The sequence below is a fragment of the Nonomuraea sp. JJY05 genome (genome assembly GCF_043496855.1).
In the GTDB taxonomy this organism is placed as follows: Bacteria; Actinomycetota; Actinomycetes; order Streptosporangiales; family Streptosporangiaceae; genus Nonomuraea.
Window position 1 is genome coordinate 99,327 of record NZ_JBIEIS010000004.1, and the last position, 25,190, is coordinate 124,516.

The following is a 25,190-nucleotide window of genomic DNA, read 5'->3' on the forward strand; positions in this document are numbered from 1 at the left end:
CCGCGCGCGGGGCCGGTGGGGCTACGGCCGGGCGGGCCTGACGGCGGGGGCGAGCAGCGAGAGCATCGTCTTGGTCAGCACCAGCTCGACCTCCTCGGGCGCGAGCCGCCCCGCCTCACGCTCCTGCGCGGCGCTGTGGATGATGGAGAAGAACGTCGTCACCAGCCAGCCCGGCGGCAGGTCCGTACGGAAGTCGCCCGCCCGCTGCCCGCGCACGATGAGCCGCTCCACCCGCCGCAGCGGCCTCTCGTGGTGCTCCCTGATCCGCTCCGTGGCCAGCACCCGGTCGGCGGCCAGGAACAGCCGGCGGTGCCGGTCGAGCACCTCCCACGACGAGCGCAGCAGCCGCGCCATGGCCTCGGGCGCGGGGGCCGTGTCGAGCGAGTCGTCCGCCAGCACCGCGTCCGCCGTCTCGACCGCGTGGTCGAGCACCGCGTCCACGAGCGCCTCCCGGGACGGGAAGTGGCCGTACAGCGTCACCCTGCCCACCCCGGCGGCCTTGGCGATGTCCGCCACGCTGGCCGTGGGGTCGGCGCTGAGCAACCTGGTCCCGGCTTCGAGGATCGCGGCGATGTTGCGCTCGGCGTCCGCGCGCCGGGCGGGTACGGGCTGTCGTGCCGCGGTCTTGGCCATGCGACCACCCTACGACGCCGCGCGGGTCACAGCTCCAGTACGTGGTCCAGCAGCGACTGCAGCGTGACCGCCCCCACCAGCCGGCCTCCGTCGACCACGGCCACCAGCGGGCTGCGCGTACGCGCCATCAGCGCCGCCAGCTCCAGCACCGTCGCCTTCATGTCGGCCACCGGCAGCTCCTTCGGCTGCTCGGGCAGGCACTCCCGCACGGTCCTGCCCCCGAGCCGCCGCAGGAACAGGTCGGCGTGGGCCTCGTCCACCACCCGGGCCAGCGCCGGGTCGTCCTGGCAGTACGCCGGCACCGCGAGCCGCAGCACCTGGGTGCCGGGCAGGATGCTGAGGGGGCGCCCGTCGGGGTCGACGAGAATGAGCCCTGGCAGGTCCCGCTCCGCCAGGAGCTTCGCGGCTTCGAGCGCCGGGGTGTCGAGAGTGGCCGTCGGGAAGTCGACGGCGAGATCGCGTGCGCGCATCAGTGTCCTCCGGCGCCCAGCCTACGTCGCCCCCGCCGCCCGCGTCGGGGCCTCCTTCAGCGGAACCGGCCGCGGTGGATGGAGGGGGCGTCAAGGGCGTGAGGGGTTCGCGCCAAGAAGGCGTAAGTGCGCCGGCGTCACCCGGGCCTGTTACGGTAGTGCGCGGTGCGCCGGGAAGTCGGGTCGGCAGAGTGTCGGCTGGGGTTCGACGGGGGAGGCGCTCTCGATGCGTGACCTGTGTGGCGGGGACAGGTGATGAGCATGATGCCGTCGTTCTTGACCCGTTTCCGGCACCCCGCCCAGGTCGTGGCCGCCGGGTTCGGGCTGGCCATCACGATCGGCACCGCGCTGCTGTCCCTCCCGGTCGCCACCACCGATCGCGCGCCCGCCGACTGGGTCGTCGCCCTGTTCACCGCCACATCGGCCGTCTGCGTCACCGGGCTGGTGATCGTGGACACCGAGTCGCACTGGTCAGTGTTCGGGGAGGTGGTGATCGCGGGGCTCGTGCAGGTGGGCGGGCTGGGGATCATGACGATGGCCACCCTGTTCACCCTGCTCGTCTCCGGCCGCCTCGGGCTGCGGGCCAGGATCGCGGCGCAGGCGGAGACCAAGACGATGAGCATGAGCGACGTGCGCCGCGTCGTGCGCAAGGTGGTCGTGTTCAGCCTCGGCTGCGAGGCCGTCGCCGCCGTCGTGCTCACCACCCGGTTCGCCGTCGGCTACGGCGAGCCGCTCGGCCGGGCCGCCTACCTGGGCGCCTTCCACTCGGTCACGGCCTTCAACAACGCCGGGTTCGCGCTGTGGCCGGACAGCCTCATGCGGTTCGTCGGCGACCCGTGGATCTGCCTGACCATCGCGCTCGCGGTCATCGTCGGCGGGCTCGGCTTCCCCGTGGTGTTCGAGCTGGCCCGCACCTGGCGGCACCCGCGCAAGTGGAGCGTGCTGACCAGGGTCACCGTGGGCGTGAGCGTCACCCTGCTGGTGGTGGGCACCCTGGTCTTCCTGATGACCGAGTGGCGCAACCCCCGCACGCTGGGCGCGCTCGACGACCCCGGCAAGCTGCTGGCCGCCTTCTTCACCGCGGTCATGCCGCGCTCGGCCGGGTTCAACACCCTCGACATCTCCCAGATGTACCCGTCGAGCTGGCTGGCCACCGACGTGCTGATGTTCATCGGCGGCGGCAGCGCGGGCACGGCGGGCGGGCTCAAGGTGACCACGTTCGGGCTGCTGGCGTTCGTCGTCTGGGCCGAGGTGCGTGGCGAGAGCCGGGTCAACATCGGCCATCGCAGGCTCCCCGAGGCCACGCAGCGCCAGGCCGTCACGATCACGGTGCTGGGCGTCACGCTGGTCGCCGTGTCCACGTACGTGCTGCTCGCCCTCACCCCGCACGGCCTGGACCAGGTGCTGTTCGAGGTGGTCGCGGCGTTCGGCACGGCGGGGCTGACCACCGGCATCACCCCGAGCCTGGGCACGGCCGGTCACCTGCTGCTGACGGTGCTGATGTTCATCGGCAGGATCGGACCGCTCACCATGGGCTCCGCGCTGGCGCTCAACCAGCGCACCCGACATTACGAGCTACCCGAGGAGCGAGTCATCGTTGGCTGACAACAACCCCGTCGTGGTCATCGGCCTCGGCAGGTTCGGCACGTCGCTGGCACTGGAGCTGACCCGGCGCGGCACCGAGGTCCTGGCCATCGACAACCGGCCCAAGGTCACGCAGAGCCTGGCCGGGCGGATCACGCAGATCGCGACCGCGGACGCCACCGACATGGAGGCGCTGCGCCAGCTCGGCGTGCCCGACTTCTACCAGGCGGTGGTGGCCGTCGGCGGCGACATCGAGGCCAGCATCCTCACCACGTCGCTGCTGGTCGAGCTGGAGATCAACGACATCTGGGCCAAGGCGATCAGCACCCAGCACGGCCGGATCCTGAGCCGCATCGGCGCCCACCACGTCGTCTTCCCCGAGCACGACATGGGCGAGCGGGTGGCCCACCTGGTGAGCGGGCGCATGCTCGACTACATGCAGGTGGACGAGGACTTCGCGCTGGCCAAGACCACCCCGCCCAAGGAATACGTCGGCGTCCCCCTCGGCCGCTCCAACCTGCGCCGCAAGTACGGCGTCACCATCGTGGCGGTCAAGGCGCCGGGCGAGGAGTTCACCTACGCCACCGCCGAGACCGAGCTGTCGTACGGCGACGTCGTCCTCGTCTCCGGCCGGACCGAGCAGGTCGAGCGCTTCGCCGAGCTGCCCTAGCTAGCGCAGCTGCCGGAAGAACTCGCGCAGGTCCGCCACCAGCAGGTCCGGGGTCTCCAGCGCCGCGAAGTGGCCCCCGCGGTCGAACTCCGTCCAGCGCACCACGTTGTGCACCCGATCGGCCAGCGGACGCACCGAGAAGTCCGTCGGGAAGACGGCCGCCGCGGTGGGCACCGTCCCCCGCTCCTTGGGCGCCCACGCGCTGAAGTCGTTGAACCGCTCGTAGTACGTGTGCGCCGTCGACCCCGCCGTCCGCGTGAACCAGTAGATGCCGACGTCGGTGAGGATCCGGTCCCGATCCACGGCGTCCTCGGGCAGCTTCGCCGCGGGATCCGTCCAGTCCTTGAACTTCTCCACGATCCAGGCCAGCTGCCCGGCCGGCGAGTCGTGCAGCGCGGCGGCGATGGTCTGCGGCCGGGTGCCGTGCAGCTGCATGTACGCCCCGAGCTTGTCCTGCCACTCCCGCATCCCGGCCATCCGCGCCTGCTCGGTCTCGTTCAGCGACCCCGTCACGGCCGGGTCGGGGAAGGTGAGCAGCCCGTTGACGTGCACGCCGATGACGTGGTCCGGCGCGGCCCGGCCCATCAGGGGAGCGATGAAAGCGCTCACGTCGCCGCCCTGGACGCCGTACCGCTCGTACCCGATCCGGGACATCAGCTCCACGAGCGCGGCCGCCGTGCGGCCGTCCGTCCAGCCGGTGCCGGGCAGCGGGCCCGAGAAGCCGTAGCCGGGCAGCGACGGGACGACCAGGTGGAAGGCGTCCTCGGCGGCGCCGCCGTGCGCGACCGGGTCGGTGAGCGGGCCGATGACGTCGAGGAACTCGACGACCGAGCCGGGCCAGCCGTGCAGGAGCAGCAGCGGGGTGGCCTCCGGCTCGGCGGAGCGGAGGTGCAGGAAGTGCACGTTCGCGCCGTCGATCGTGGTGGTGAACTGCGGGTGCGCGTTCAGCGCCGCTTCCTGGGCACGCCAGTCGAAGCCGTCGGCCCAGTACTCGGCCAGGGCGCGCAGGTAGCCGGTGGGCACGCCACGCTCCCAGTCGGTGCCGGGCGGCTGCGGGGCCCAGCGCGTACGCCGGAGGCGGTCGCGCAGGTCGTCGAGGTCGGCCTGCGGGATGTCGATGCGGAAGGGGGCGATGCCGTCGTTCGTCATGTCTGCGACGGTAGAAGGGATTGGTGACAGGTTCTGGCACCGATGTCCGGCAGAATCACACCTATGTTGGAGACCTCGGCGCGGCTGCTCCGCCTGCTGTCCCTGCTCCAGTCGCGCATGGACTGGAGCGGCGCCGAGCTGGCCGAACGGCTCGGAGTCGGCCTGCGCACCGTGCGGCGCGACATCGAGCGGCTGCGCGAGCTCGGCTATCCCGTCGATGCCACCCCCGGCGTGGCCGGCGGTTACCGGCTCGGCGTGGGCGCCGCGCTGCCGCCGCTGCTGCTGGACGACGAGGAGGCGGTGGCCGTGGCCATCAGCCTGCGCACGGCCGCGACCGGCAGCGTCGCCGGGCTGGAGGAGGTCGCGCTGCGGGCGCTGGCCAAGCTGCACCAGGTGCTGCCGTCGCGGCTGCGGCACCGGGTGAGCGCGTTCCAGGCGGCGACGGTGCCGCTGGCGGGCGCGGCGGCCCCGGAGGTGAACGCCGACGTGCTGGCCGGGCTCGCCGCCGCCTGCCGCGACCACCGGCGCCTGCGGCTGCGCTACCGGGGGCGGGACGGCGTCACGGCGCGCGAGGTGGAGCCGCACCGGCTCGTGCACACGCCGCGCCGCTGGTACCTGCTGGCGTGGGACGTGGCCAAGGAGGACTGGCGGACGTTCCGCGTGGACCGCGTCGAGGGCCCCCTTGGGGAGCCGGGGGCCCGGTTCTCGCCGCGTGCGCTGCCCCAGAAGGACGCCGCCGCGTACGTCTCGCGTGCCATCACCTCCGCGCCCTATCGCTACCGGGCGCGCATCCTCTTCCACGCGCCCATGGAGGCGGTCGCGCCGCGCACCTCGCCCGGGGCCGGGCGGCTGGAGGCGGTGGACGCGCGCACGTGCCTGTTCCAGGCCGGCTCCAACTCGCTGGACGAGCTGGCGATCCACGTCGCGACCAAGGGCTTCGAGTTCGAGGTGCTCGACCCGCCGGAGCTGGTGCCGGTGCTGCGCGAGGTCGCCGACCGCCTCATGAGAGCGGGCTCGCGAGCGTAAGGTATGGGGACATGTCCGACGAACTTCCCATGACCGTGGACGAGGCCGTCGCCGCCGAGCAATCCGGCCGGCGCCTCAGATATCTGTACTTCTGGGGCCACCAGCCCGCCCGCGACGGCGGCGTCGGACCGGGCTGCCTCAGCCAGTGGTGGCCGGTCACCTTCACGGAGGACGGCCACACGTACGCCTCGGCCGAGCACTACATGATGGCGCACAAGGCGTGGCTGTTCGGCGACGGGGAGAGCGCGGACAGGATCCTCGCGGCCGGCCACCCGGGCGAGGCCAAGAAGCTGGGCCGGACCGTACGGGGCTTCGACGAGCCCACGTGGGACGCCCACCGCTTCGGCATCGTGGTGCGCGGCAACGTCGCCAAGTTCGGGGCGCACGACGACCTGACGGAGTTCCTGCTGGGCACGTCGGGCCGGGTCCTGGTGGAGGCGAGCCCGCTGGACCGGGTGTGGGGCATCGGGCTGGCGGCCTCGGACGAGCGGGCCGCGTCGCCTGCGGCGTGGCAGGGCGCCAACCTGCTCGGCTTCGCGCTGATGGCCGCCCGCGACACCCTGCGCGAGCGGCTTCAGGAGGGAAACCGCAGGTAGCCGGGCGGCACGTGGTCGGCCAGCCACACCCCGTTGGCGCTGACCCGGAACTCGTGCCCGCCGGCGTGCATCGCCCCGGCCGCGACCACCAGCACCACGGGGACGCCCCGCCGGGCCCCCACCCGCGTCGCCGTCTCCCGGTCGGGCGACAGGTGCACGTGGTGCCGGCTCATGGGCCGCAGCCCCTCCTCCTTGATCGCCGCCAGGAACCGGCCCACGGTGCCGTGATAGAGCACCTCGGGCGGCCGCACGGCGGGCAGGTCGAGATCCACCGGCACCGAGTGCCCCTGGCTCGCCCGGATCCGGCCGTCCTCGATCGCGTAGCGCCGCTTGTCGTTGGCCTCGACGACCTTCCACAGCTCCGCGGCCGTGATCGGGAACCCGTGCTCGGCCGCCGCCCGCAGCAGCGTGTCCACCGGCACCCACCCGTGAGGATCCAGCGTCAGGCCGATGCGCCCCGGGTCGTGCCGCAGGTGCCTGGCCAGGTATTTGGAAACGCGTATCAAACGCCGCTCGTCCATCACCGCCATGATCCCGCGCCCGTCAACCGGGTTTCGGCGTGGCCGTCCCCGGGTGTCGCAGCCCGCCTGCGACCTCCCGCAAAGTTACCTTTGACCAGGGGGAACTCCTTGCCGGGGGAAGGACAGGACAGATATGAGCCACACCGACGACTTCGTGCTGGACGTCACCAGGATCCGTGACCAGGTGCGGCAGAAGATGGACGAAGGTCCGATCACCGGCACCTTCGGGCACGACCCGCAGAAGGTCATCAACATCCTCAACGACGTCATCGCGACCGAGGTGGTGTGCTGGCTCAGGTACACCAGGCACGCCATCTCGGCCAAGGGGATCGACCGGGCGCAGGTGTCGGCGGAGTTCACCGAGCACGCCCAGGAGGAGCTGCAGCACGCGCTGCGCGCCGCCGAACGCGTGAGCCAGCTCGGCGGGGAGCCCGACTTCGACCCCGCCAGCCTCGTGCGGCGCTCCCACACCGACTACCAGGTGCCCGACGACACCGACCTGCGCGGCCTGCTGGAGGCCAACCTCTGGGCCGAGCGCATCGTCATCTCCACCTACCAGGAGATCATCCGCTGGCTGGGTGAGGGCGATCCGACGACGCGGCGGCTCATGGAGGCGATCCTCGAAGAGGAAGAGGAGCACGCCGACGACCTGACCGATCTGCTCGGCGTCTAGGGCGGGGCGGCGGACGATGGCGGGCGGAGCTATGGACAGCCTGATCAGCACACCGGCGGCGCGCCCGCGCCGGGAGCGCGAGATCGACGTGGAGCCGCTGCGGCGGCGGCTGGAGGAGACGGTCGACGGAGAGATCCGGTTCGACACCGGCAGCCGCGCCGCCTACGCGCGCGACGCCTCCAACTACCGGCAGGTGCCCATCGGCGTCGTGGTGCCCTACACGCTCGACGCCGGGGTGGCGGCGGTGGCCGCGTGCCGGGCCCGCGACGTGCCGGTGCTGTCCCGGGGCGGCGGGACCAGCCTGGCCGGGCAGTGCTGCAACGCGGCCGTGGTGATCGACTGGTCCAAGCACTGCGGCGCGGTCGAGTCCGTGGACGTCGCGGGCCGGCGGATCACGGTGCAGGCCGGCGCGGTGCTGGACGCGGTCAACCACGTGCTGGAGCCGGAGGGCCTGATGGTCGGGCCCCGGCCGTCCAGCCATCCGACCTGCACGATCGGCGGCATGATCGGCAACAACTCGTGCGGGGCGTCCGCGCAGGCGTACGGGAAGATGTCGGAGTCGGTGCTGCGGCTGGAGATCCTCACCTACGACGGCGTACGCGCGTGGGTCGGGCCGACCGACGACGCCGAGTACGCCAGGATCCAGGCCGCGGGCGGGCGGCTCGCCCAGATCTACGGGCAGCTGCGCGAGCTGCGCGACGACACCATGGAGCTGGTACGCACCCGCTTCCCCAAGCTGGAGCGGCGCATCTCCGGCTACAACCTCGACCAGCTCCTGCCCGAGAACGGCTTCAACCTGGCCCGCGCCCTCGTCGGGAGCGAGGGCACGCTGGTGACCGTGCTGCGCGCCGAGCTGGCCGTGGTGCCGAGGCCCGCCGCGCGCTCGCTGGCGGTGCTCGGCTTCGAGGACATCTTCGCGGCGGCCGACGCCGTCCCCGCCGTGGCCGGGCACCGGCCGCTCGCGCTGGAGGCCATGGACGACCGGATGTGCCGGCTCGCCCGCCAGGAGCGTCCCGACGATCCCGCGCTCCGCGACCTGCCGGAGGGGCGGGGGTGGCTGCTGGTGCAGTTCGGCGGCGACACCGTCGAGGAGGCGCTCGAACGGGCGCACGGGCTGATGGGCGACGTGGGGCAGCACGCGAGCCACACCTTCCTCGGCGACCCGGCCAAGGAGGACGAGCTGTGGCGCTGGCGGGAGGCCAGCCTGGGCGTGGAGGCGTACCCGCCGGCGGGGCGGGAGACGTACGAGGGCTGGTCGGACGCGGCCGTGCCGCCCGAGCGGCTGGGTGCGTACCTGCGCGACTACGATCAGCTGCTGCGCCGCCACGGCTACGCCGAATCGGCCCTGTACGGCCACTTCGGACAGGGGTGCGTGCACGGGAGGCTGCCGCTCGACCTGCACACCGACGACGGGATCGCCCGATACCGGGCGTTCGCGGAGGAGGCGGCCGACCTGGTGGCCGCCTACGGCGGCTCGCTGTCGGGGGAGCACGGCGACGGGCAGGCGCTGGCCGAGCTGCTGCCGCGCATGTTCGGCGACGAGGTGGTGGAGGCGTTCGGCCGGTTCAAGGCCGTCTTCGACCCGCGCAACCGGATGAACCCCGGCAAGGTCGTCCACCCCAACCGCCTCGACCAGGACCTCGGCCAGCGGCACTTCTACCCGCTGGAGCCGCGGCAGAAGTCCTTCGACTACCCGCGCGACCACGGCCGGTTCGGGCACGCCACCACCCGGTGCGTCGGGATCGGCAAGTGCCGCCAGCACACCTTCGAGGGCGGCGTGATGTGCCCCAGCTACCGGGTGACGCGCGAGGAGGAGCACTCCACGCGGGGGCGGGCCCGGCTGCTGGGCGAGATGGTGCGCGGCGAGCTGATCGCGGACGGCTGGCGCTCGGCCGCCGTGCGCGACGCCCTCGACCTGTGCCTGGCCTGCAAGGGCTGCCGGTCGGAGTGCCCGGTGAACGTCGACATGGCCACGTACAAGGCCGAGTTCCTGTCCCACCACTACCGGCGCCGGATCCGGCCCCGCGAGCACTACTCCATGGGCTGGCTGCCGATGTGGGCGGCGCTCGCCTCCACGATGCCCGGCCCGCTCAACGCGCTGGCGCACGCGCCGGGCCTGTCGCGGCTGGTCAAGGCCGTCGCCGGGGTCGCGGCCGAGCGTGAGCTGCCCCGTTTCGCGAAGGAGCGCTTCACCGACTGGTTCAAGCGGCGGGGCCCGGCGCGGCCCGGCACGCGGGGCAAGGTCGTGCTGTGGGCGGACACGTTCACGAACAACTTCGACCCGCACATCGGGCGGGCGGCGGTGAGCGTGCTGGAGGCGGCCGGGTTCGAGGTGCACGTGCCGCCGGTGGCGCTGTGCTGCGGGCTGACCTGGATCTCCACCGGACAGCTCGGGGTCGCGCGGCGGGTGCTGGCCCGCAGCGTGCGGGCGCTGCGGCCGTGGGCGGAGTCCGGGGTGCCGGTGGTGGGGCTGGAGCCGAGCTGCACCGCCGTGTTCCGCGCCGACGGGCCGGAGCTGCTGAACACGCCGGACACGCGGCTGCTGTCGGAGCGCACGCTGACGCTCGCGGAGCTGCTGGAGTCGCGGGCGCCCGACTGGCGCCCGGCCTCCTCGGGTGGTGAGGCGGTGGCACAGGTGCACTGCCACCAGAACGCCGTCATGGGGTACGACGCCGACCGCGCCGTGCTCGACCGCTTCGGGATCCGCACGGAGGTCCTGGACGCGGGCTGCTGCGGCCTGGCCGGGAACTTCGGGTTCGAACGCTCGCACTACGACGTCTCCGTGGCCTGCGCGGAGGAGTCGGTCTGGCCCGCCGTCCGGGCGGCGGGCCCGAACCAGGCGATCCTCGCCGACGGCTTCTCCTGCCGCACCCAGATCGCCGCCTCCCGCACCGGACGCCAGGCCGGCCACCTGGCCGAACTCCTCGCCACCTCGCTGTCCCGCCCGAGCTCCGCGGGGCCGTCGCCGGGCTAGCCGTCCAGGGGCGAAGGCCAGGACCTGCTGCCGGGCCGGCCGTGCGGGGAGAGGGTGAGGTGCCGCCGCCGGGCTAGCTTTCCAGGGCGAGGGCCAGGCGGCGGGCCAGGCCGGTGTTGCGCCGGTGGCCGATCCGGTGAACCGCCAGCTCCAGCGCCTCCCGCTGGCCCACCAGCACCACCCACGCCTTCGCCCTGGTCACCAGGGTATAGAGGAGCTTGCGGCGCAGCATGATCCCGCCCGACTCGGCCACGATGGGCGCCACCACGAACGGGTATTCGCTGCCCTGCGACCGGTGCACGCTGATCGCGTAGGCGTGGGTCAGGTCGTCGAGCTCGTCGAAGCCGTAGCGCACCCGCTCACCGTCGTCGGTCAGGATCTCGATCGTGCGCTCCTCCTGCACGACCGCCGTCACCGTGGCGGTCTCCCCGTTGAAGACGCCCTTGTCGTAGTTGTTGCGGATCGGCATGACCCGGTCGCTCACCCGGAACACCGACGCGCCCGACCAGTGCTCCGGCTTGTCGTCGGCGGCCGGGTTGAGCTGGTCCTGGATCAGGCGGCCGAGCGCCGCGGCGCCCGTCTCGCCCTTGCGCATCGGGCACAGCACCTGCACCTGGCCGGGCTCGACGTTCTGCTTGCGCGGGATCGCCACCATCGCCAGGTGGGCCACCCGCCGCGCCACCTGGGCGGGGTCGTCGAGCTCCTCGAACCAGAACCCGCCGCCGGCCGTCCTGACCGGGAGCCGGCCGGCGCGGATGCGATGGGCGGCGTCGATGATGCCGCTGCCGCCCGCCTGCCGGAAGACGTGGGTGAGCTGCACCCGCGGGACCGCCTCCACGCGCAGCAGGTCGGCGAGCACGTCGCCGGGGCCGATGCTGGGCAGCTGGTCGCCGTCGCCGATGAGCAGCAGATGGCTGCCGGACGGCACGGCGGCGGTCAGCCGGGTGGCCAGGTGGAGGTCGAGCATGGACGCCTCGTCCACCACGATCAGGTCGGCCTGCGACGGTGTCTCGTCGAACAGTGTCTCCGGGTCGGGATCGGGCTGCCGGGCGAGCATCCGGTGGATGGTCATCGCCGGCAGCCCGGTCAGCTCCGACAGGCGCTTGGCCGCCTTGCCCGTGGGCGCGGTGAGCGTGACCGTGCCGCCCGCCGCCCTGACCGTGGTCGCGATGGCCTTCACCGTGTGGCTCTTGCCGCAGCCGGGGCCGCCCGTGATGATGGAGACGGTGCTGGTCAGGGCCATGTTGACGGCGGCCTGCTGGTCCTCGTGGAGCCCGGGGTCGTCGCGGAAGGAGCGCAGGGGCAGCGTCGAGCGGGCCCGCATGAGCCGGGTGATCTGCTCGGTCAGCGCCGCCTCCCTGCCGTGCACGTGCTTGGCGTACGCCACCGCCACGCCCGGCTGGTCGGGCGCGGCCTCCACGACCACCCGGCGGTCGGCCACGAGCGCGTCGATCATCGGGCGCACCAGGTCCTGGTCCTGCTCGATCAGCTCCGCCGTCTCCCGCACCAGCGCGGGCACCGGCACGAAGCAGTGGCCGTCGCGGCTGCCCGCCGCCTCCAGCCGGTCGAGCAGCGCCGCCTTGACCCGCTGCGGGCTGCGCTCGGGCACCCCCGACTGCAGCGCGATCTTGTCGGCGATGCGGAACGCGATCCCCCGCACCCGCCCGATCAGCCGGTAGGGGTCCGTGGCCAGCACCTCGTCGGCGTCGTGCCCGAACACCTGGTAGATCTTGGCCGCCAGCAGCGGACTGACCCCGAGCCCCTGCAGCGTCACCATCAGCGCGGCGATCGCCTTCTGCTCCTGCCACGCCTGGACGATCTGCCCCTGCCGCAGCGGCCCGATGTTGACGACTTCGGTGAGCCGCTCGGGCTCGCTGTCGATCACCTTGAGCGTGGCCTCGCCGAAGTGGTCGACGATCGCGTACGCCAGGCGCGGCCCGATGCCCCTGATCAGCCCCGACCCCAGGTAGATCCGGATGGCCCGGACCGAGGAGGGCACGATCCGCTCGCACCCGCTGACCGCGAAGCGCCGCCCGTAACGGGCATGACGCCCCCACTCGCCCAAGAGCCGCAGCGTCTCGCCGGGCTGCACACCCGCCAGCGCCCGCCCGGTGGCCACGAAGTCGGGCTCGCCGTCGGCGCTCATGCGCGCGACGGTGTATTCGTCCTCCCGGACGTAGACGAGCTGCTCGACCGACGCCTCCACACCGCAGATCAAACCATCTGCTACCGACAAAGGTCACATGGCGGTCGGGTATGTCTCCGGCTCGGTGTCGCCCCACGGCTCGCCGTGCAGCGGGTGCAGCGCCCTGGTCTCGTCCAGCCAGATGAAGGCGTCGTAGCGGCCGCCCACCACCGTGGGCACGTAGTTGCCCCTGAGCTCCCGCTCGGGGTGGTACACGACGCCGACCGCGCGGTGCCCCATCGGCTCGTCGTACCAGGCGGGTCTCGACCACTTGGGCGGGACCACGAACAGGACCTCGGGCTCGACCACGGCCTCGTGCAGCAGCGCCTCCAGCGACGCGGGCCGCGCCGGCGGCACCCGCATGACGTGGTGCTGCGAGCCCCAGGCGGTCGCGGCCACCACGGACCCGTGATGGGTGCCGAACCCCACCAGCACCGCGTCGTCGCCGTACCGCTCCCGGGCCAGCTGCCCGAGGCTGGTCATGCCCGCGGCGGCCATGTCCGTGGCGCGGGCGTCGCCCACGTGGGTGTTGTGCGCCCACACCACGCCCTTGGCGTTGGAGAAGTCCGCGAGCCGGCCCATGGTGTCGGCCATGTGGACGTCCCTGACGTTCCAGGACTCGGGGCCGCCGCGCACCATGGAGCGGTAGTAGCGCTCGGCCCCGGCCACGACCTCGGCGTTCTGGCGCGCGCTGAAGCCCTGCTCGTCCAGGGGCACCGCGCGGACCATGCTCTGGAGCAGCTGCACGACCTCGTCCTCGCAGCCCTCCGGGACCAGCCGGGTGGCCAGGCCGTACTGCTGCGGGTCGTGGCCGTAGGACTCGAAGCAGTAGAGCGCGTCGACGACCGGCTCCATCTCGTGCGGGAGCCGGGCGGCGGCGTAGCGGCGCACGGCGCGCAGCGAGTCCCACAGGCTGTAGACGTCCAGGCCGTGGAAGCCGCAGCGCTCCCCGCGCGGCAGCGCGGCGTTGTAGCGCCGCAGCCACCGGCAGAACTGCACGACCTCCTCGTTGGCCCACATGAACGTCGGCCAGCGTTCGAACGTGTAGAGGGCCTCGAAGGGATCGGTGTCGCCGGTCACGGCCCGATGCACCCGTTCGCAGTCGGGCCAGTCGCCCTCGACCCCGACGAAACCGAATCCCTTCTCGGCGATCAGCCGGCGGGTCAGCTCCGCCCGCCAGGTGTAGAAGTCGTGCGTCCCGTGGCTGGCCTCGCCGATCAGCACGAACCTGGCCTCGCCCACGCGCTCCATCAGCGGGTCGAGGTCCCCCGGGCCGGTCAGCGGCAGCGCCGAGCGGCGTACCTCGTCGAGCACCGTCATTCGTCCTCCTCCGCGAGCACGCGCAGGCATTCGCGGGCCAGCTGGAGCTCCTCGCGCACCTGCACCACCATGACGGGCACGGCCGCGTCGTATGCGCTGACCGGCCCGTCGTCGTGGCGGTCGGCGAGCGCGGGAGGCTCGATGCCGAGCAGCCCGAGGCGGGCGCAGACGGCCTCGCGCACCTCGGGCTGGTCCCAGCCGATCTCCCCGGTGAACACCAGCGCGTCGATCCGCCCCAGCGAGGTGGCCGCGGCGGCGATCTCCCTGGCCACCCGATGGCTGAACACCTCCAGCGCCAGCTCCGCGGCCGAGTCGCCCTCCCGCGCGGCCGCCACCAGCTCGCGCGTGTCCCCCGAGAAGCCGCCCGACAGCCCCAGCAGGCCCGAGCGGCGCTCCAGCCCCTCGCTCAGCTCGGCCACCGTGAGATGCCCCGACCCCAGCAGCCACATCAGCATCCCGGGATCCACGCTGCCCGAACGCCTGGCCATGGGCAGCCCCTCCAGCGGGGTGAAGCCCATCGAGGTGTCCAGGCTGCGCCCGCCCGACACCGCGCACACCGAGCAGCCGCCGCCCAGGTGCGTCAGCACGAGGTCCAGCTCCGCCAGCGGCCGGCCGAGCAGCTCGGCCACGCGGTCGGCCGCCCACGCGTACGAGATGCCGTGGAAGCCGTAGCGGCGCAGCCCGTACCGCTCCCGCCACGACAGCGGCAGCGCGTAGACCGCGGCCTCCTCCGGCAGGCCGGCGTGGAAGGCGGTGTCCGGGCAGAGCACGTGCGGCAGGGCAGGCAGCTCCGCTCGGGCCGCGTCCAGCAGGGCCAGCGCGGGCGGCAGGTGCAGCGGCGCCAGGCTCGTCAGGCCGCGCAGTCCCTCGGCCGTCTCGTCGTCGGCCACGGCCGGGGCGCGGACGAGATCGCCGCCGTGCACGAGGCGGTGGGCCACGGCGCGGATGTCGCGCCCGAAGTGCCCGCCGAGGAACGACGACAGCTCCCGCCTGGCCGAGCCGGGATCGACGGCGCGCTCGGTGTGCACGCGGTCCAGCACGCAACCGCCCTCCACCAGGTCCAGGCGGAAGCTCGACGACCCGGCGTTGACAGTGAGTATCGCCGCCGACTCCGTCACCTGCTCGTCGATCGACACGCCCATGTCCGCTCGGCTACCCCTCATCGCAGGGACAAAACGGACACCGCCCCGGAGGGCGTTTACCGCGCTCAGAGGTTGGCTCGTCTGGAGGTCGGGTAGTCGTGCGCCATGGACATCACCCTGACGGTGAACGGATCGTCACACTCTGTGCACGTGGATCCCCGGATGTCGCTGCTGGACCTGCTCCGCGAACGGCTGGGCCTGATCGGCGCCAAGAAGGGCTGCGACCACGGCCAGTGCGGGGCCTGCACGGTCCTGATCGACGGCCGGCGGGCCAACTCCTGCCTGGCGCTGGCGGTGGCGATGGACGGCTCGGAGATCGTCACCGTCGAGGGGCTGAAGGAGGGTGACGAGCTGCACCCGCTGCAGGCCGCGTTCATCGAGCACGACGCCTTCCAGTGCGGCTACTGCACGCCGGGGCAGCTCTGCTCGGCGGTGGGGATGCTGGGCGAGCCGGGCCCGAGCGCGGTCACCGGCGATCTCCGCGAGGATCCCGGCCTGACGCCGGAGGAGATCAGGGAGCGCATGAGCGGCAACCTGTGCCGGTGCGGCGCCTACGTCAACATCGTCAGCGCGATCGCCGAGGTCGCGCAGTGAAGCTCTTCGAGTACGCCCGGGCGGGCAGCGCGGCGGACGCGGTGCGCGCCTTCGGGCCCGGCACCATGTATCTGGGCGGCGGCACCAACCTGGTGGACCTCATGCGGCTGGGCGTGGCCGAGCCGGACCGCCTGGTGGACGTCGCCAGGCTGCCGCTCGACGCCATCGAGCAGGCCGGCGACCGGCTCCGCGTCGGCGCCGCCGTGCGCAACAGCGATCTGGCGGTCCACCCCCTGGTGCGCTCCCGCTACCCGATGCTGGCCAGGGCGGTGCTGTCCGGCGCCTCCGGCCAGGTGCGCAACATGGCCACGGTGGCCGGCAACCTGCTGCAGCGCACCCGCTGCCCGTACTTCCAGGACGTGACCCGGCCGTGCAACAAGCGCCAGCCCGGCTCCGGCTGCCCGGCCATCGAGGGCGACCACACGAACCTGGCGATCCTCGGCACCTCGCACGCCTGCGTGGCCACCCATCCCTCGGACATGGCGGTCGCGCTGGCCGCGCTGGAGGCCGAGGTGCACGTCACCGGCCAGGGCGGTGACAAGATCATCCCGATGCCGGGGCTGCACCGGCTCCCGTCGGCCGCGCCCGAGCGGGACACCGTGCTGGAGCCGGGCGACCTGATCACCGCCGTGGAGCTGCCCGCGCCGCCGCCGGGCGCCTCGCTCTACCGCAAGGTACGCGAGCGGGCGTCGTTCGCCTTCGCCCTCGTGTCCATCGCCGCCGTGCTCGACGTCCGCGACGGCACCGTCGCCGGCTGCCGCATCGCGCTGGGCGGCGTGGCCCACGCGCCCTGGCGGGCCGAGCACGCCGAGCAGGTCCTCGTCGGCGGCCCGGCGACCGGTGAGGCGTTCCGCACCGCCGCCGAGGCCGAGCTGGAACGGGCCCGCCCGCTCCCGCGCAACGACTTCAAGGTGCCGCTGGCCCGCAACCTGATCGTCCGCACACTCGAGGAGCTGGCGCCGTGAACCGCGTCGAGGGCCGCGTCAAGGTCGCCGGGCTGGCCACGTACGCCGCCGAATACCCGGTCGAGGGCCTCACCTACGCCTATCCCGTGCAGTCGCGCATCGCCAAGGGCCGCATCAAGCGCATCGACGGCCGCGACGCGCTCGCCATGCCCGGCGTGCTGGCCGTGCTGTCCAGCCAGGACCCGCCCCGGCTGGGCCCGGGCGCCGAGGGCGAGCTGGCGCTGTTCCAGAGCCGGGAGGTCGCCTACCGCGGCCAGTTCGTGGCCGCCGCCGTGGCCGACACCTACGAGAACGCCCGCGCCGCCGCAGACGCGATCGTCGTCGAGTACGAGCAGGACATCCACGATGTGGCCCTGCGCTCCGACCATCCCGGCCTGTACCAGCCGGAGACCGTCAACCCCGGCTTCCCGTCCGACACCGTGAAGGGCGACGTCGAAGCCGGGCTCAATACGGCCGAGACCGTCGTCGACGTGACCTACACGACCCCCGTCCTGCACAACAACCCGATGGAGCCGCACGCCGCCCTGGCGCTGTGGGACGGCGAGGGCAGGCTGCTGGTGTACGACACCACGCAGGGCACGTCCGCCAGCCGCGACCTCATCGCCAAGACCCTCGGCCTGCCCAGTGACCGGGTGCGGGTGGTGTCCCGGCACGTCGGCGGCGGATTCGGCTCGAAAGGCACCTCCAGGCCGCAGGCCGTGCTGGCCGCCCTGGCCGCCAGGGCCGTCGGCCGGCCCGTCAAGATCGCGCTGACCAGGCAGCAGATGTTCGACGTCACCGGCTACCGCACGCCCACGATCCAGCGGCTGCGGCTCGGCGCGGACGCCGACGGCCGGCTCACGGCGCTGGAGCACGTGGCCTACGAGCAGAGCTCGACACTGGTGGAGTTCGCCGAGCAGACCGCGACCCCGGCCCGCGTCATGTACGCCACGCCCGCGCTGCGCACGGCCCACCGGCTCGTCCGGCTGGACGTCGCCACCCCGTCGTGGATGCGCGCCCCGGGCGAGTGCCCCGGCATGTACGCGCTGGAGTCCGCCATGGACGAGCTGGCCTGCGCCGCCGGCGTCGACCCGATCGAGCTGCGCGTCGCCAACGAGCCGGAGACGGAGCCGGACAGCGGCCTGCCGTTCAGCTCCCGCAACCTGGTCGCCTGCCTGCGCGAGGGCGCCCGCCGCTTCGGCTGGGACGGGCGCGACCCCGAGCCGGGGCGCCGCCGGGAGGGCGAGTGGCTGATCGGCACCGGCGTGGCCGCCTCCACCTACCCGGCCAGGCGCAGCCCGTCGAAGGCCGTCGTCACCATGCGGGAGGGCGACTTCCTCGTCCAGGTGGCCGCCGCCGACATCGGCACGGGCGCGCGTACCGCGCTGGCCGGGATCGCGGCCGGCGCGCTGGGCGTAGCGCCCGACCGGGTGCACGTCGAGCTGGGCGACAGCGACCTGCCGGACGCCCCGCTCGCGGGCGGCTCCATGGGCACGGCCTCGTGGGGCTCGGCGATCGTGCGCGCCTGCGAGCACCTCAAGATGAACGGTTCGGTGGGCCGCGCCGACACCACCGAGGAGGTCGCGCGGGACGCCGAGCTGTCCAGGCACGCCTTCGGCGCCCAGTTCGCCGAGGTGCGGGTCAACTCCGTGACGGGCGAGGTACGGGTCTCGCGCCTGCTCGGCGTCTTCGCCGCGGGGCACATCCTGGACGCCGAGCTGGCCAGGTCGCAGTTCGTCGGGGGCATGACGATGGGCATGGGGATGGCGCTGATGGAGGAGACCTACACCGACGAGGAGTTCGGCGGCTTCCTCCGGCGCGACCTGGCCCAGTACCACGTGCCCGCCTGCGCCGACGTGGAGCGGGTCGAGGCGGTCTGGCTGGAGGAGGAGGACGGCGACCTCAATCCCATGGGCAGCAAGGGCATCGGCGAGATCGGCATCGTCGGCACGGCCGCCGCCATCGGCAACGCCGTGCACCACGCCATCGGCCACCGCGTGCGCGATCTCCCCATCACCCCGGCCAAGATCCTGCGGGCGAGGTTTTAGCGCGCCCCGCCAAGGAAGGAGAAGTCTCTCGTTTCTGAGGCGGGAGGCGGCGTGAAGAACGAGTCGGACCAGGAGCGCGCGGACCGGAACTTCGTGGAGCTCTTACAGGGCGCGCGCGTGGCGGTGACCGGGGTGCAGGTGCTGTTCGCGTTCCTGCTCACCGTGCCCTTCTCGGTCGGTTTCGCCAAGCTGGACCAGACCGACCGATGGCTGTTCTACCTGGCGCTGGTCAGCGCGGCGGTCGCGTCCATCTGCTACATCGCGCCGACCGCGCAGCACCGCGTGCTGTTCCGGCAGGGGCGCAAGGAGACCCTGGTACGGCGCTCCAACCTCTACGGCATCGTGGGCGCGCTCGCGCTGGCCGTGTCTATGGCGACGGCCACCATGCTCGTGATCGACTACCTGTTCGGCCCGGTGCTGGGCTGGACCACCGGCGGGATCCTGGCCGCGCTGGCCCTGTGGACCTGGTTCGGCCAGGCGGCGCTCAACCGCTCGGACGATCAGTCCTCCGAGGGGAGCTCGGTGTCGTCGTCCGCGCGCTCGCGCGAGTAGGCGCCCCGCGCCACCATGTACGCCGCCACCGACACGGTGATCACCTGGGAGACACCCGCCAGCAGCAGCGGCCCGGCGTTCGCCCAGGTGGGCCGGTGCAGCCACATGGCCAGCAGCACCAGCAGCACGCCGAGCACCTGCGGTTTGGTGCCCGCGTGCATGCGGTCCAGCGTGGTGCGGAACCGGACGAGCCCGGCCCCGGCCGACAGCGCCAGCGCCGCGCCCAGCAGCAGGCAGGCCGCCGCCGCCATGTCCGGCCAGCTCATCGGGACCTCCCCGAGAAGAAGCGGGCCAGCGACACCGACCCGACGAACCCCAGCAGCGACAGCACCAGCAGGATCGGCAGGTCCGAATAGTCGTCTCTGACCACGGCGAACGCCCCGACGCCGCACATGCACAGCGACGTCATCACGTCGACCGCGACCGCCCGGTCCAGCATCGTTGGACCGCGCGCCACCCGGTAGAGCGTGGCCGCCGCCGCGCATCCGAGCAGCCCCAGCGTCACGAGGTACACCACGGTCACGGCAGCTCCTCCCGGTCCCGCAGGGTGCCGAACGCCGCCACGATGCGCGACTCCATCGCGGCCACGTCCGCCCGCACCGCCTCGGTGACGTCCCCCGGACGCCCCAGCACGTGCAGGAGCAGCTCGCGCTCCTCGGGGTAGGCCTCCACGACGAGGCTGCCGGGCACGGTCGACACCGCGACCATGATCATCACGGTCATGGACTCCGACGACGTGCGCAGCCGTACCCGGACGATCTGGGTGGGCGGCACGCCGGGCCGCACCACCCAGACCACCACCCGCACGGTCGAGACCACCAGGTCCCAGCCGAACCAGAGCAGGAAGTCCACCAGCGCCACCGGACGGATCCTGATGCCCGGGTCGAGGACGGGCAGCGGCAGCAGCCACGTCACCACCAGCCCGACCGCCAGGCCGCCCAGCACGTTGCCGGGCGACAGCTCGCCCCACAACATCACCCAGACCACCGCCAGCCAGGCGATCAGCGCCAGCCGCGGCTTCACGGCCGCCCCCCGAGGACGGCCGTGACGTACGGCTCGCGGGCCATCAGCTCGGCGGCGGCCCGCTGCGTGAACGCCGACAGCGGCCCGGCCAGCACCGTGAACGACAGCCCGATCGCGACCAGCGCCGCCACCGACCCCGTCAGCGCCCACGGGACGGCCGTCGTCGTGACGGTCGGGTCCTCGCCGGTGTACTCCTCGCTCTCCACGACCGTGCCCACCCGGACGGCCCGCGGGCCGCGCCAGAACGCCTTGCTCCACGTCTGGGCCACGGCATACAGGGTGAGCAGGCTCGTCACCAGGCCCCCGGCCACGAGGGCGACGGACAGCGGGCGGCCGTCGGCCAGGCCCGCCTGCACCAGCATCAGCTTGCCGAGGAAGCCGGACATGGGCGGGATGCCCGACAGGTTCATGGCGGGCACGAAGAACAGCACGGCCAGCAGCGGCGCGGTCGCCATCAGGCCGCCGAGCCCGTTCACCGAGGTGGTGCCGGTGCGCCGCTCCACCAGCCCGGTCACCAGGAACAGGGTCGTCTGCACGGTGATGTGGTGCACCACGTAGAAGATCGCCCCGGCCAGCCCGGCCACCGTGGACAGGCCGACGCCGAACACCATGTAGCCGATGTGGCTGACCAGCGTGAACGAGAGCATGCGCTTGAGGTCGGTCTGCGCGACCGCGCCCAGCACGCCCGCCAGCATCGTGGCCAGCGCCACCCACATGAGCAGCGTCGACACCGGCCCGCCCGGGAACAGCAGCGCCTCCAGGCGCACGATCGAGTAGACGCCGACCTTGGTCAGCAGGCCGGCGAACACGGCCGTGGCCGGGGCGGGCGCGGTGGGATAGGAGTCCGGCAGCCAGGCCGACATGGGGAAGATCGCCGCCTTGATGCCGAACGCCAGCAGCAGCGTCAGCTCCACCAGCAGCGCCACCTGCACCGGCAACGTGGCGAACCGCTCGGCGAGCTGGGCCATCGACAGCGTCCCCGTGGCCGCGTACGTGACCGCCAGGGCGATCAGGAACAGCATCGACGAGGCCAGGGCCATCAGCGTGTACGTGGCTCCCGCCCGGATCCTGGACTCGGTGCCGCCGAAGGTGAGCAGCACGTACGAGCCGCTCAGCAGCAGCTCGAACGCCACGTACAGGTTGAACAGGTCACCCGACAGGAACGCGTCCGCGACGCCGGCCACCATGACCAGGAACGCCGGATGGAAGATCGCCATGGGGGCGTCGTGCTCCTGCGCGGCGTAGGCGTTGGCGACCGAGTACACCATGACGCAGAACGTCACCGCCGACGACACCAGCAGCACCAGCGTGGACAGGCGGTCGGCCACCAGGCAGATGCCGACGGGCGCCGGCCAGCCGCCCAGCTCGGTGACCAGCGGGCCGCGGGTGTCGGCGGCGACCAGCAGCAGCGCCGAGACGACGACCGAGATGGCGAGCGTGACCAGGCTGATGAGCGACTGCAGCCGGCGCAGCCGCCCCCCGATCGCCAGCTTCACGCCGGCGGCCAGGAGCGGCAGCAGCACGGGCACGCAGATCAGCCTCTCCACGGAGTCAGTCCTCGCCTTCCAGCTCGGGGTCCTGCGCGAGGGCCTGCCGTTCCCGCTCCTCCCTGATGGCCGCCCGCATCTGCCGGCGCGCCTCCCGCTGCCGTGCCTTGAGCTTTCTCCGCATCGCCCGCTCCCTGGCCGCCTGCTCCTCCCGGCCCCGAGCGTGCTGCTCGCGCAGCTGCTCGATGCGCTCGGCGTTGTCCAGGGCGGCCGCGTCCTCGCGCTGCCCCGCCTCCTCGAAGCGCAGGTGCATCTCCTCCTCGGTCAGCCCCTCCCGACGGCTCTCATGCATCCACCGTTCGAGCTCGTCGTGCACCCTGGAGATGCGCTGCTCCAGGTCGGCCTCCTGCAGCCGCTCGCGTTCGGCCTGCTCGGCCGCGAGCTTGGCCAGCTCGGCGCGCTGCTCGGCGACCAGCCGCCGGTAGGCGTCCCGCCGGTCGCGTACGGCGTCGCTCAGCTCGCCGCGCCGGGCGCGCAGCCGTACGCGGCGGTCCTCGGTGTCGTCCTGGACCTCGTCGCTCCCGGACAGCTGCCACGACCGGTGCGCCAGGGCCAGCAGGAACGCCGTCACGCCCAGGGTGATCACGATCGCCGTGAGCACCATGGCCTGCGGCAGCGGGTCGGCCCGCCCGCGAACGTCCACGAAGGGCGGGCCGCCCGGGTCGCCGCCCGCGGTGACGATCAGCAGGTTGACGCCGTTGCCCAGGAGGATGACGCCGGCCAGCACCCGTACCAGGCTCCGCTCCAGCAGGAGCGTGACCCCGGTGGCGACCATCGCGAAGCAGGCCAGGAAGGGCAGCAGGGTGACGGTCACACGGCCTCCTGCCGGTCCAGCTCGGCGCCGAGGGAGCGCAGGATGTCCTGGACCATGCCGACGACGGACACGTACACGCCGAGGTCGAACAGCAGCCCGGTGGACACGTGCAGGTGCCCGGCCAGGGGCACGCTCACGTCCACGGCCAGCAGGTCCAGCGCCGCCTGCCCGAACAGCAGCCCGATCAGCGCCGTGCCCGCCGACAGCGTGAGCCCGGCGCCCATGAGCACCCCGGCGTGCACCGGGACGGCGGCGGCCAGCTCGTTCCGCCCGCCCGCCAGATAGCGCACGGTGATCGCCAGCCCGGCCACGATGCCGCCGGCGAACCCGCCGCCGACCTCGCTGTGCCCGATGAACAGCAGGAACACCGAGAGCACCAGCACCGTGTGGAACGTCAGCCGGGCCACCACCTCGAACGCCAGCGCCCGCTGCCCGCGCGGCAGCGTGGCCGACAGCCAGCGGGTGCGTTCGGCGCGCGGCGTCGCGACCGGCTCGATGTGGTACGACCTGCGGCGCAGGAACACCAGGCTCGTCACGCCCAGGGTCAGCACGACGAGCACCGTGCTCTCGCCCATGGTGTCCCAGGCGCGCAGATCGACGATGAGGGCGCTGACGATGTTCCTGGCGCCGGCCTGCCCGGCGGCCGCCTCCATGTGCGCGCCGATGGGCTCGGCGGTCCGCGCGCCCATCGCCAGCATGGCCGCGCCCGTGGCCACCACCCCCACGGCCAGCCCGAGCGCCATCCTGAACGGGAACGGCAGCCGCCCTCTGACCGGGCCGAGCGGCAGCCGCCGCAGCACCAGCGCGAACATGACCAGGCTCACCGTCTCGGCCAGGAACTGGGTGAGCGCCAGGTCGGGCGAGCCGTGCGCGAGGAACAGCAGCGCCGTCCCGTACCCGGTGAGGCCGACGACCAGGGCCAGCAGGATGAACGCGCGGGCGAACAGCGCCAGCACGGCCGCCGCCACCGTCAGGACGGCGACGACGGGCTGCTCGGGTCGCTGCCAGAGGACGACGGGCACACCCAGGTGGGGCGGGCCGCCGGAGACGAGGGAGAACACGCCGACGCCGACCGCGGCCAGCAGGGTGAGCGTCAGGTAGTCGGGCACTGATCCGCGCTGGATGAGGCCGGTGAGCTGGATGGCGAAGCGGTCGAGGCGCTGCACGAGCGCCCAGAAGAGCTGTCCGGAGTCGACCACGTGCAGCGCCGCCCCCGCCCTGGCCACGGGCTCCCTGGCCAGGAACAGCGCCACCCCGGCCGCCACCGACACCGCCGACAGCAGCAGCGGCAGGGTGAAACCACCCCACGCCACCAGATGGACGTCATACCCCTTAAAGCGAAATGTCCCGATATATCCAGAAAGCGCGGAGGCGAACCGCCCGGCGAACGGCACCAGGACCAGCCCGAGCAACGACAGCAGCGCGGCAGGTCCGGTCATGGCCGCGGGCATGCGATGCGTCTCCCGCGCCGCCACCCCCGGTTTGTCGCCGAACGCGCCCCACAGGAAGCGCAGGGTGTACGCCGCAGTCAAGGCCGACCCGGCCACCACGCCCGCCAGCACGACCGGCGCGCTCATGAGCGCCTCCAGCGCGGCCTCCTTGCCCGCGAACCCCGCCAGCGGCGGCAGCCCCGCCATCGACGCCCCCGCCAGCACCGCGACCCCGCACACCCACGGCATCGACCGGCCGACCCCGCTCAGCTCGCGCAGGTCGCGGGTGCCCGCCGCGTGGTCGACGATGCCCACCACCAGGAACAGCGCGGCCTTGAACAGCGCGTGCGCCAGCAGCATGCCCGCCCCGGCCAGCGCCGCGCCCCCGTCACCCGAGCCGAACAGCACCGTGAGGAAGCCGAGCTGGCCGACCGTGCCGTAGGCGAGCAGCCGCTTGAGGTCCGTCTCGCGCAGCGCCCGCCACCCGCCCAGCACCATCGTGGCCAGGCCGAGCGGCACCGCCACCGCCCGCCAGACCGTCAGGTCCCCGAGCGCGGGGCCGAGCCTGGCCAGCAGGTACACGCCGGCCTTCACCATGGCGGCCGCGTGCAGGTAGGCCGAGACGGGGGTGGGGGCGGCCATGGCGGCCGGCAGCCACGTGCTGAACGGGAAGATCGCCGACTTCGACAGCGCGCCGGCCAGGATGAGCACGACGGTGACGGGGCCCACGTGGGGCGGGTGCGCGACGACGTCCGAGACCCGGTACGTGCCCGCGGCCTGTCCGAGCAGGACGAACCCCGCCAGCATGGACAGGCCGCCGAACGTGGTGACCGTCAGCGCCTTCAGGGCGGCCTGCCTGCTCAGCCTGCTCTCGGGGTCGTACCCGATGAGCAGGTAGGAGAAGACGGTGGTCAGCTCCCAGAAGACGTACAGCAGGAGCAGGTTGTCGGCCGCCACCAGCCCCAGCATCGATCCGGCGAAGCCCGTCATGAAGCAGCCGTAGCGCCCGAGACCCTTGTCGTCCCGGGGGAAGTAGCGGGAGCTGTAGATCATGACCAGCGTGCCCACGCCGGTGACCAGCGACATCATCAGCACGGCCAGTGCGTCGGCGCGGAAGGACAGCTCCAGCCCCAGCGCGGGCGCCCAGGCCGAGCTCTCCCGCGGGGGCAGCCACAGCAGCACGGCGAGGAAGGCGACGCCCGGAGGAAGGGCGAGCACGGCCAGGGACGTGCGCCTGACCAGCCAGGGAGCGCACACCGCCGCCACCGCGTGCAGGACCAGCAGCGACTCCATGG

Annotated in this window: 23 protein-coding genes; 10 read left to right on the forward strand and 13 right to left on the reverse strand. The window is 73.0% G+C overall.

Annotation, left to right across the window (positions count from 1 at the left end; genetic code table 11):
• Positions 1-21 precede the first annotated feature (21 nt).
• A complete protein-coding gene (locus tag ACFKCF_RS06550) occupies positions 22-633 on the reverse strand; it encodes a TetR/AcrR family transcriptional regulator (protein ID WP_394491659.1) in 612 nt (203 codons plus the stop codon).
• A gap of 26 nt (positions 634-659) precedes the next feature.
• Positions 660-1,103 carry a CBS domain-containing protein gene (locus tag ACFKCF_RS06555; protein WP_394491661.1) on the reverse strand — a complete coding sequence of 148 codons (444 nt, stop codon included), beginning with the start codon at positions 1,101-1,103 and terminating at the stop codon, positions 660-662.
• 255 nt (positions 1,104-1,358) lie between these two features.
• Here ACFKCF_RS06555 and ACFKCF_RS06560 point away from each other — a divergent pair, with 255 nt between their 5' ends.
• A complete protein-coding gene (locus tag ACFKCF_RS06560) occupies positions 1,359-2,708 on the forward strand; it encodes a TrkH family potassium uptake protein (RefSeq protein WP_394491663.1) in 1,350 nt (449 codons plus the stop codon).
• Positions 2,701-3,357, forward strand: a complete 657-nt coding sequence (locus ACFKCF_RS06565; protein ID WP_394491665.1) for a potassium channel family protein — start codon at positions 2,701-2,703, stop codon at positions 3,355-3,357. Before ACFKCF_RS06560 ends, ACFKCF_RS06565 begins: the two co-directional genes overlap by 8 nt.
• Here the strand turns inward: ACFKCF_RS06565 and ACFKCF_RS06570 are convergent, their stop codons facing one another.
• Positions 3,358-4,506 carry an epoxide hydrolase family protein gene (locus ACFKCF_RS06570; protein ID WP_394491667.1) on the reverse strand — a complete coding sequence of 383 codons (1,149 nt, stop codon included), beginning with the start codon at positions 4,504-4,506 and terminating at the stop codon, positions 3,358-3,360. It abuts the gene before it with no gap.
• Positions 4,507-4,569: 63 nt separating this feature from the next.
• On the opposite strand from ACFKCF_RS06570, the gene ACFKCF_RS06575 reads away from it, so the two are divergent.
• Positions 4,570-5,532: a helix-turn-helix transcriptional regulator gene (locus ACFKCF_RS06575; RefSeq protein WP_394491669.1), complete on the forward strand. Its 963-nt coding sequence runs from the start codon at positions 4,570-4,572 to the stop codon at positions 5,530-5,532.
• 11 nt (positions 5,533-5,543) lie between these two features.
• Entirely contained in the window at positions 5,544-6,128 is a 585-nt protein-coding gene (locus ACFKCF_RS06580) for an NADAR family protein (RefSeq protein ID WP_394491671.1), read from the forward strand.
• On the opposite strand, the gene ACFKCF_RS06585 is transcribed toward ACFKCF_RS06580, so the two are convergent.
• Positions 6,107-6,649 (reverse strand): RNA 2'-phosphotransferase, encoded by a 543-nt coding sequence (locus ACFKCF_RS06585; RefSeq protein WP_394491673.1) that lies wholly within the window; start codon positions 6,647-6,649, stop codon positions 6,107-6,109. The genes ACFKCF_RS06580 and ACFKCF_RS06585 overlap by 22 nt on opposite strands.
• Before the next feature lie 133 nt (positions 6,650-6,782).
• Between ACFKCF_RS06585 and ACFKCF_RS06590 the strand changes: the two genes are divergently transcribed.
• Both ACFKCF_RS06590 and ACFKCF_RS06595 read left to right on the forward strand, forming a co-directional pair.
• Entirely contained in the window at positions 6,783-7,322 is a 540-nt protein-coding gene (locus tag ACFKCF_RS06590; RefSeq protein WP_394491675.1) for a DUF892 family protein, read from the forward strand.
• A 31-nt stretch (positions 7,323-7,353) separates the two neighbouring features.
• Positions 7,354-10,296, forward strand: a complete 2,943-nt coding sequence (locus ACFKCF_RS06595; protein ID WP_394491677.1) for an FAD-binding and (Fe-S)-binding domain-containing protein — start codon at positions 7,354-7,356, stop codon at positions 10,294-10,296.
• A gap of 73 nt (positions 10,297-10,369) precedes the next feature.
• On the opposite strand, the gene ACFKCF_RS06600 is transcribed toward ACFKCF_RS06595, so the two are convergent.
• From ACFKCF_RS06600 to ACFKCF_RS06610, 3 genes are read right to left on the reverse strand one after another with little or no spacing between them, the layout of a single operon-like run.
• Positions 10,370-12,502: an ATP-dependent RecD-like DNA helicase gene (locus ACFKCF_RS06600; protein ID WP_394491679.1), complete on the reverse strand. Its 2,133-nt coding sequence runs from the start codon at positions 12,500-12,502 to the stop codon at positions 10,370-10,372.
• A gap of 33 nt (positions 12,503-12,535) precedes the next feature.
• Positions 12,536-13,801, reverse strand: a complete 1,266-nt coding sequence (locus tag ACFKCF_RS06605; protein WP_394491681.1) for an erythromycin esterase family protein — start codon at positions 13,799-13,801, stop codon at positions 12,536-12,538.
• Positions 13,798-14,964, reverse strand: a complete 1,167-nt coding sequence (locus tag ACFKCF_RS06610) for an acetate/propionate family kinase (RefSeq protein WP_394491683.1) — start codon at positions 14,962-14,964, stop codon at positions 13,798-13,800. Before ACFKCF_RS06610 ends, ACFKCF_RS06605 begins: the two co-directional genes overlap by 4 nt.
• An 84-nt stretch (positions 14,965-15,048) precedes the next feature.
• On the opposite strand from ACFKCF_RS06610, the gene ACFKCF_RS06615 reads away from it, so the two are divergent.
• Genes ACFKCF_RS06615 through ACFKCF_RS06630 form a run of 4 tightly spaced genes read left to right on the forward strand, consistent with a single transcriptional unit; the run spans position 15,049 to position 19,081 of the window.
• Entirely contained in the window at positions 15,049-15,537 is a 489-nt protein-coding gene (locus tag ACFKCF_RS06615; protein ID WP_394491685.1) for a (2Fe-2S)-binding protein, read from the forward strand.
• Complete coding sequence (locus ACFKCF_RS06620) at positions 15,534-16,502, forward strand: FAD binding domain-containing protein (protein WP_394491687.1); 969 nt, start codon at positions 15,534-15,536, stop codon at positions 16,500-16,502. The genes ACFKCF_RS06615 and ACFKCF_RS06620 overlap by 4 nt, the downstream gene beginning before the upstream one ends.
• A complete protein-coding gene (locus ACFKCF_RS06625; RefSeq protein ID WP_394491689.1) occupies positions 16,499-18,529 on the forward strand; it encodes a xanthine dehydrogenase family protein molybdopterin-binding subunit in 2,031 nt (676 codons plus the stop codon). Before ACFKCF_RS06620 ends, ACFKCF_RS06625 begins: the two co-directional genes overlap by 4 nt.
• A gap of 51 nt (positions 18,530-18,580) precedes the next feature.
• Positions 18,581-19,081 carry a DUF6328 family protein gene (locus ACFKCF_RS06630; protein ID WP_394491692.1) on the forward strand — a complete coding sequence of 167 codons (501 nt, stop codon included), beginning with the start codon at positions 18,581-18,583 and terminating at the stop codon, positions 19,079-19,081.
• Here the strand turns inward: ACFKCF_RS06630 and ACFKCF_RS06635 are convergent.
• From ACFKCF_RS06635 to ACFKCF_RS06660, 6 genes are read right to left on the reverse strand one after another with little or no spacing between them, the layout of a single operon-like run.
• On the reverse strand, positions 19,030-19,347 hold the full coding sequence (locus ACFKCF_RS06635; RefSeq protein ID WP_394491694.1) for a cation:proton antiporter: 318 nt from the start codon (positions 19,345-19,347) through the stop codon (positions 19,030-19,032). The genes ACFKCF_RS06630 and ACFKCF_RS06635 overlap by 52 nt on opposite strands.
• On the reverse strand, positions 19,344-19,604 hold the full coding sequence (locus ACFKCF_RS06640; protein ID WP_185074016.1) for a monovalent cation/H+ antiporter complex subunit F: 261 nt from the start codon (positions 19,602-19,604) through the stop codon (positions 19,344-19,346). The genes ACFKCF_RS06635 and ACFKCF_RS06640 overlap by 4 nt, the downstream gene beginning before the upstream one ends.
• Positions 19,601-20,104, reverse strand: coding sequence for a Na+/H+ antiporter subunit E (locus tag ACFKCF_RS06645; protein WP_394491696.1), 504 nt, complete (start codon positions 20,102-20,104; stop codon positions 19,601-19,603). Before ACFKCF_RS06645 ends, ACFKCF_RS06640 begins: the two co-directional genes overlap by 4 nt.
• Complete coding sequence (locus tag ACFKCF_RS06650) at positions 20,101-21,651, reverse strand: Na+/H+ antiporter subunit D (protein WP_394491698.1); 1,551 nt, start codon at positions 21,649-21,651, stop codon at positions 20,101-20,103. Before ACFKCF_RS06650 ends, ACFKCF_RS06645 begins: the two co-directional genes overlap by 4 nt.
• A gap of 4 nt (positions 21,652-21,655) precedes the next feature.
• Complete coding sequence (locus ACFKCF_RS06655) at positions 21,656-22,465, reverse strand: Na(+)/H(+) antiporter subunit C (protein ID WP_394491700.1); 810 nt, start codon at positions 22,463-22,465, stop codon at positions 21,656-21,658.
• A complete protein-coding gene (locus ACFKCF_RS06660) occupies positions 22,462-25,188 on the reverse strand; it encodes a Na+/H+ antiporter subunit A (protein ID WP_394491701.1) in 2,727 nt (908 codons plus the stop codon). The genes ACFKCF_RS06655 and ACFKCF_RS06660 overlap by 4 nt, the downstream gene beginning before the upstream one ends.
• Positions 25,189-25,190 lie beyond the last annotated feature (2 nt).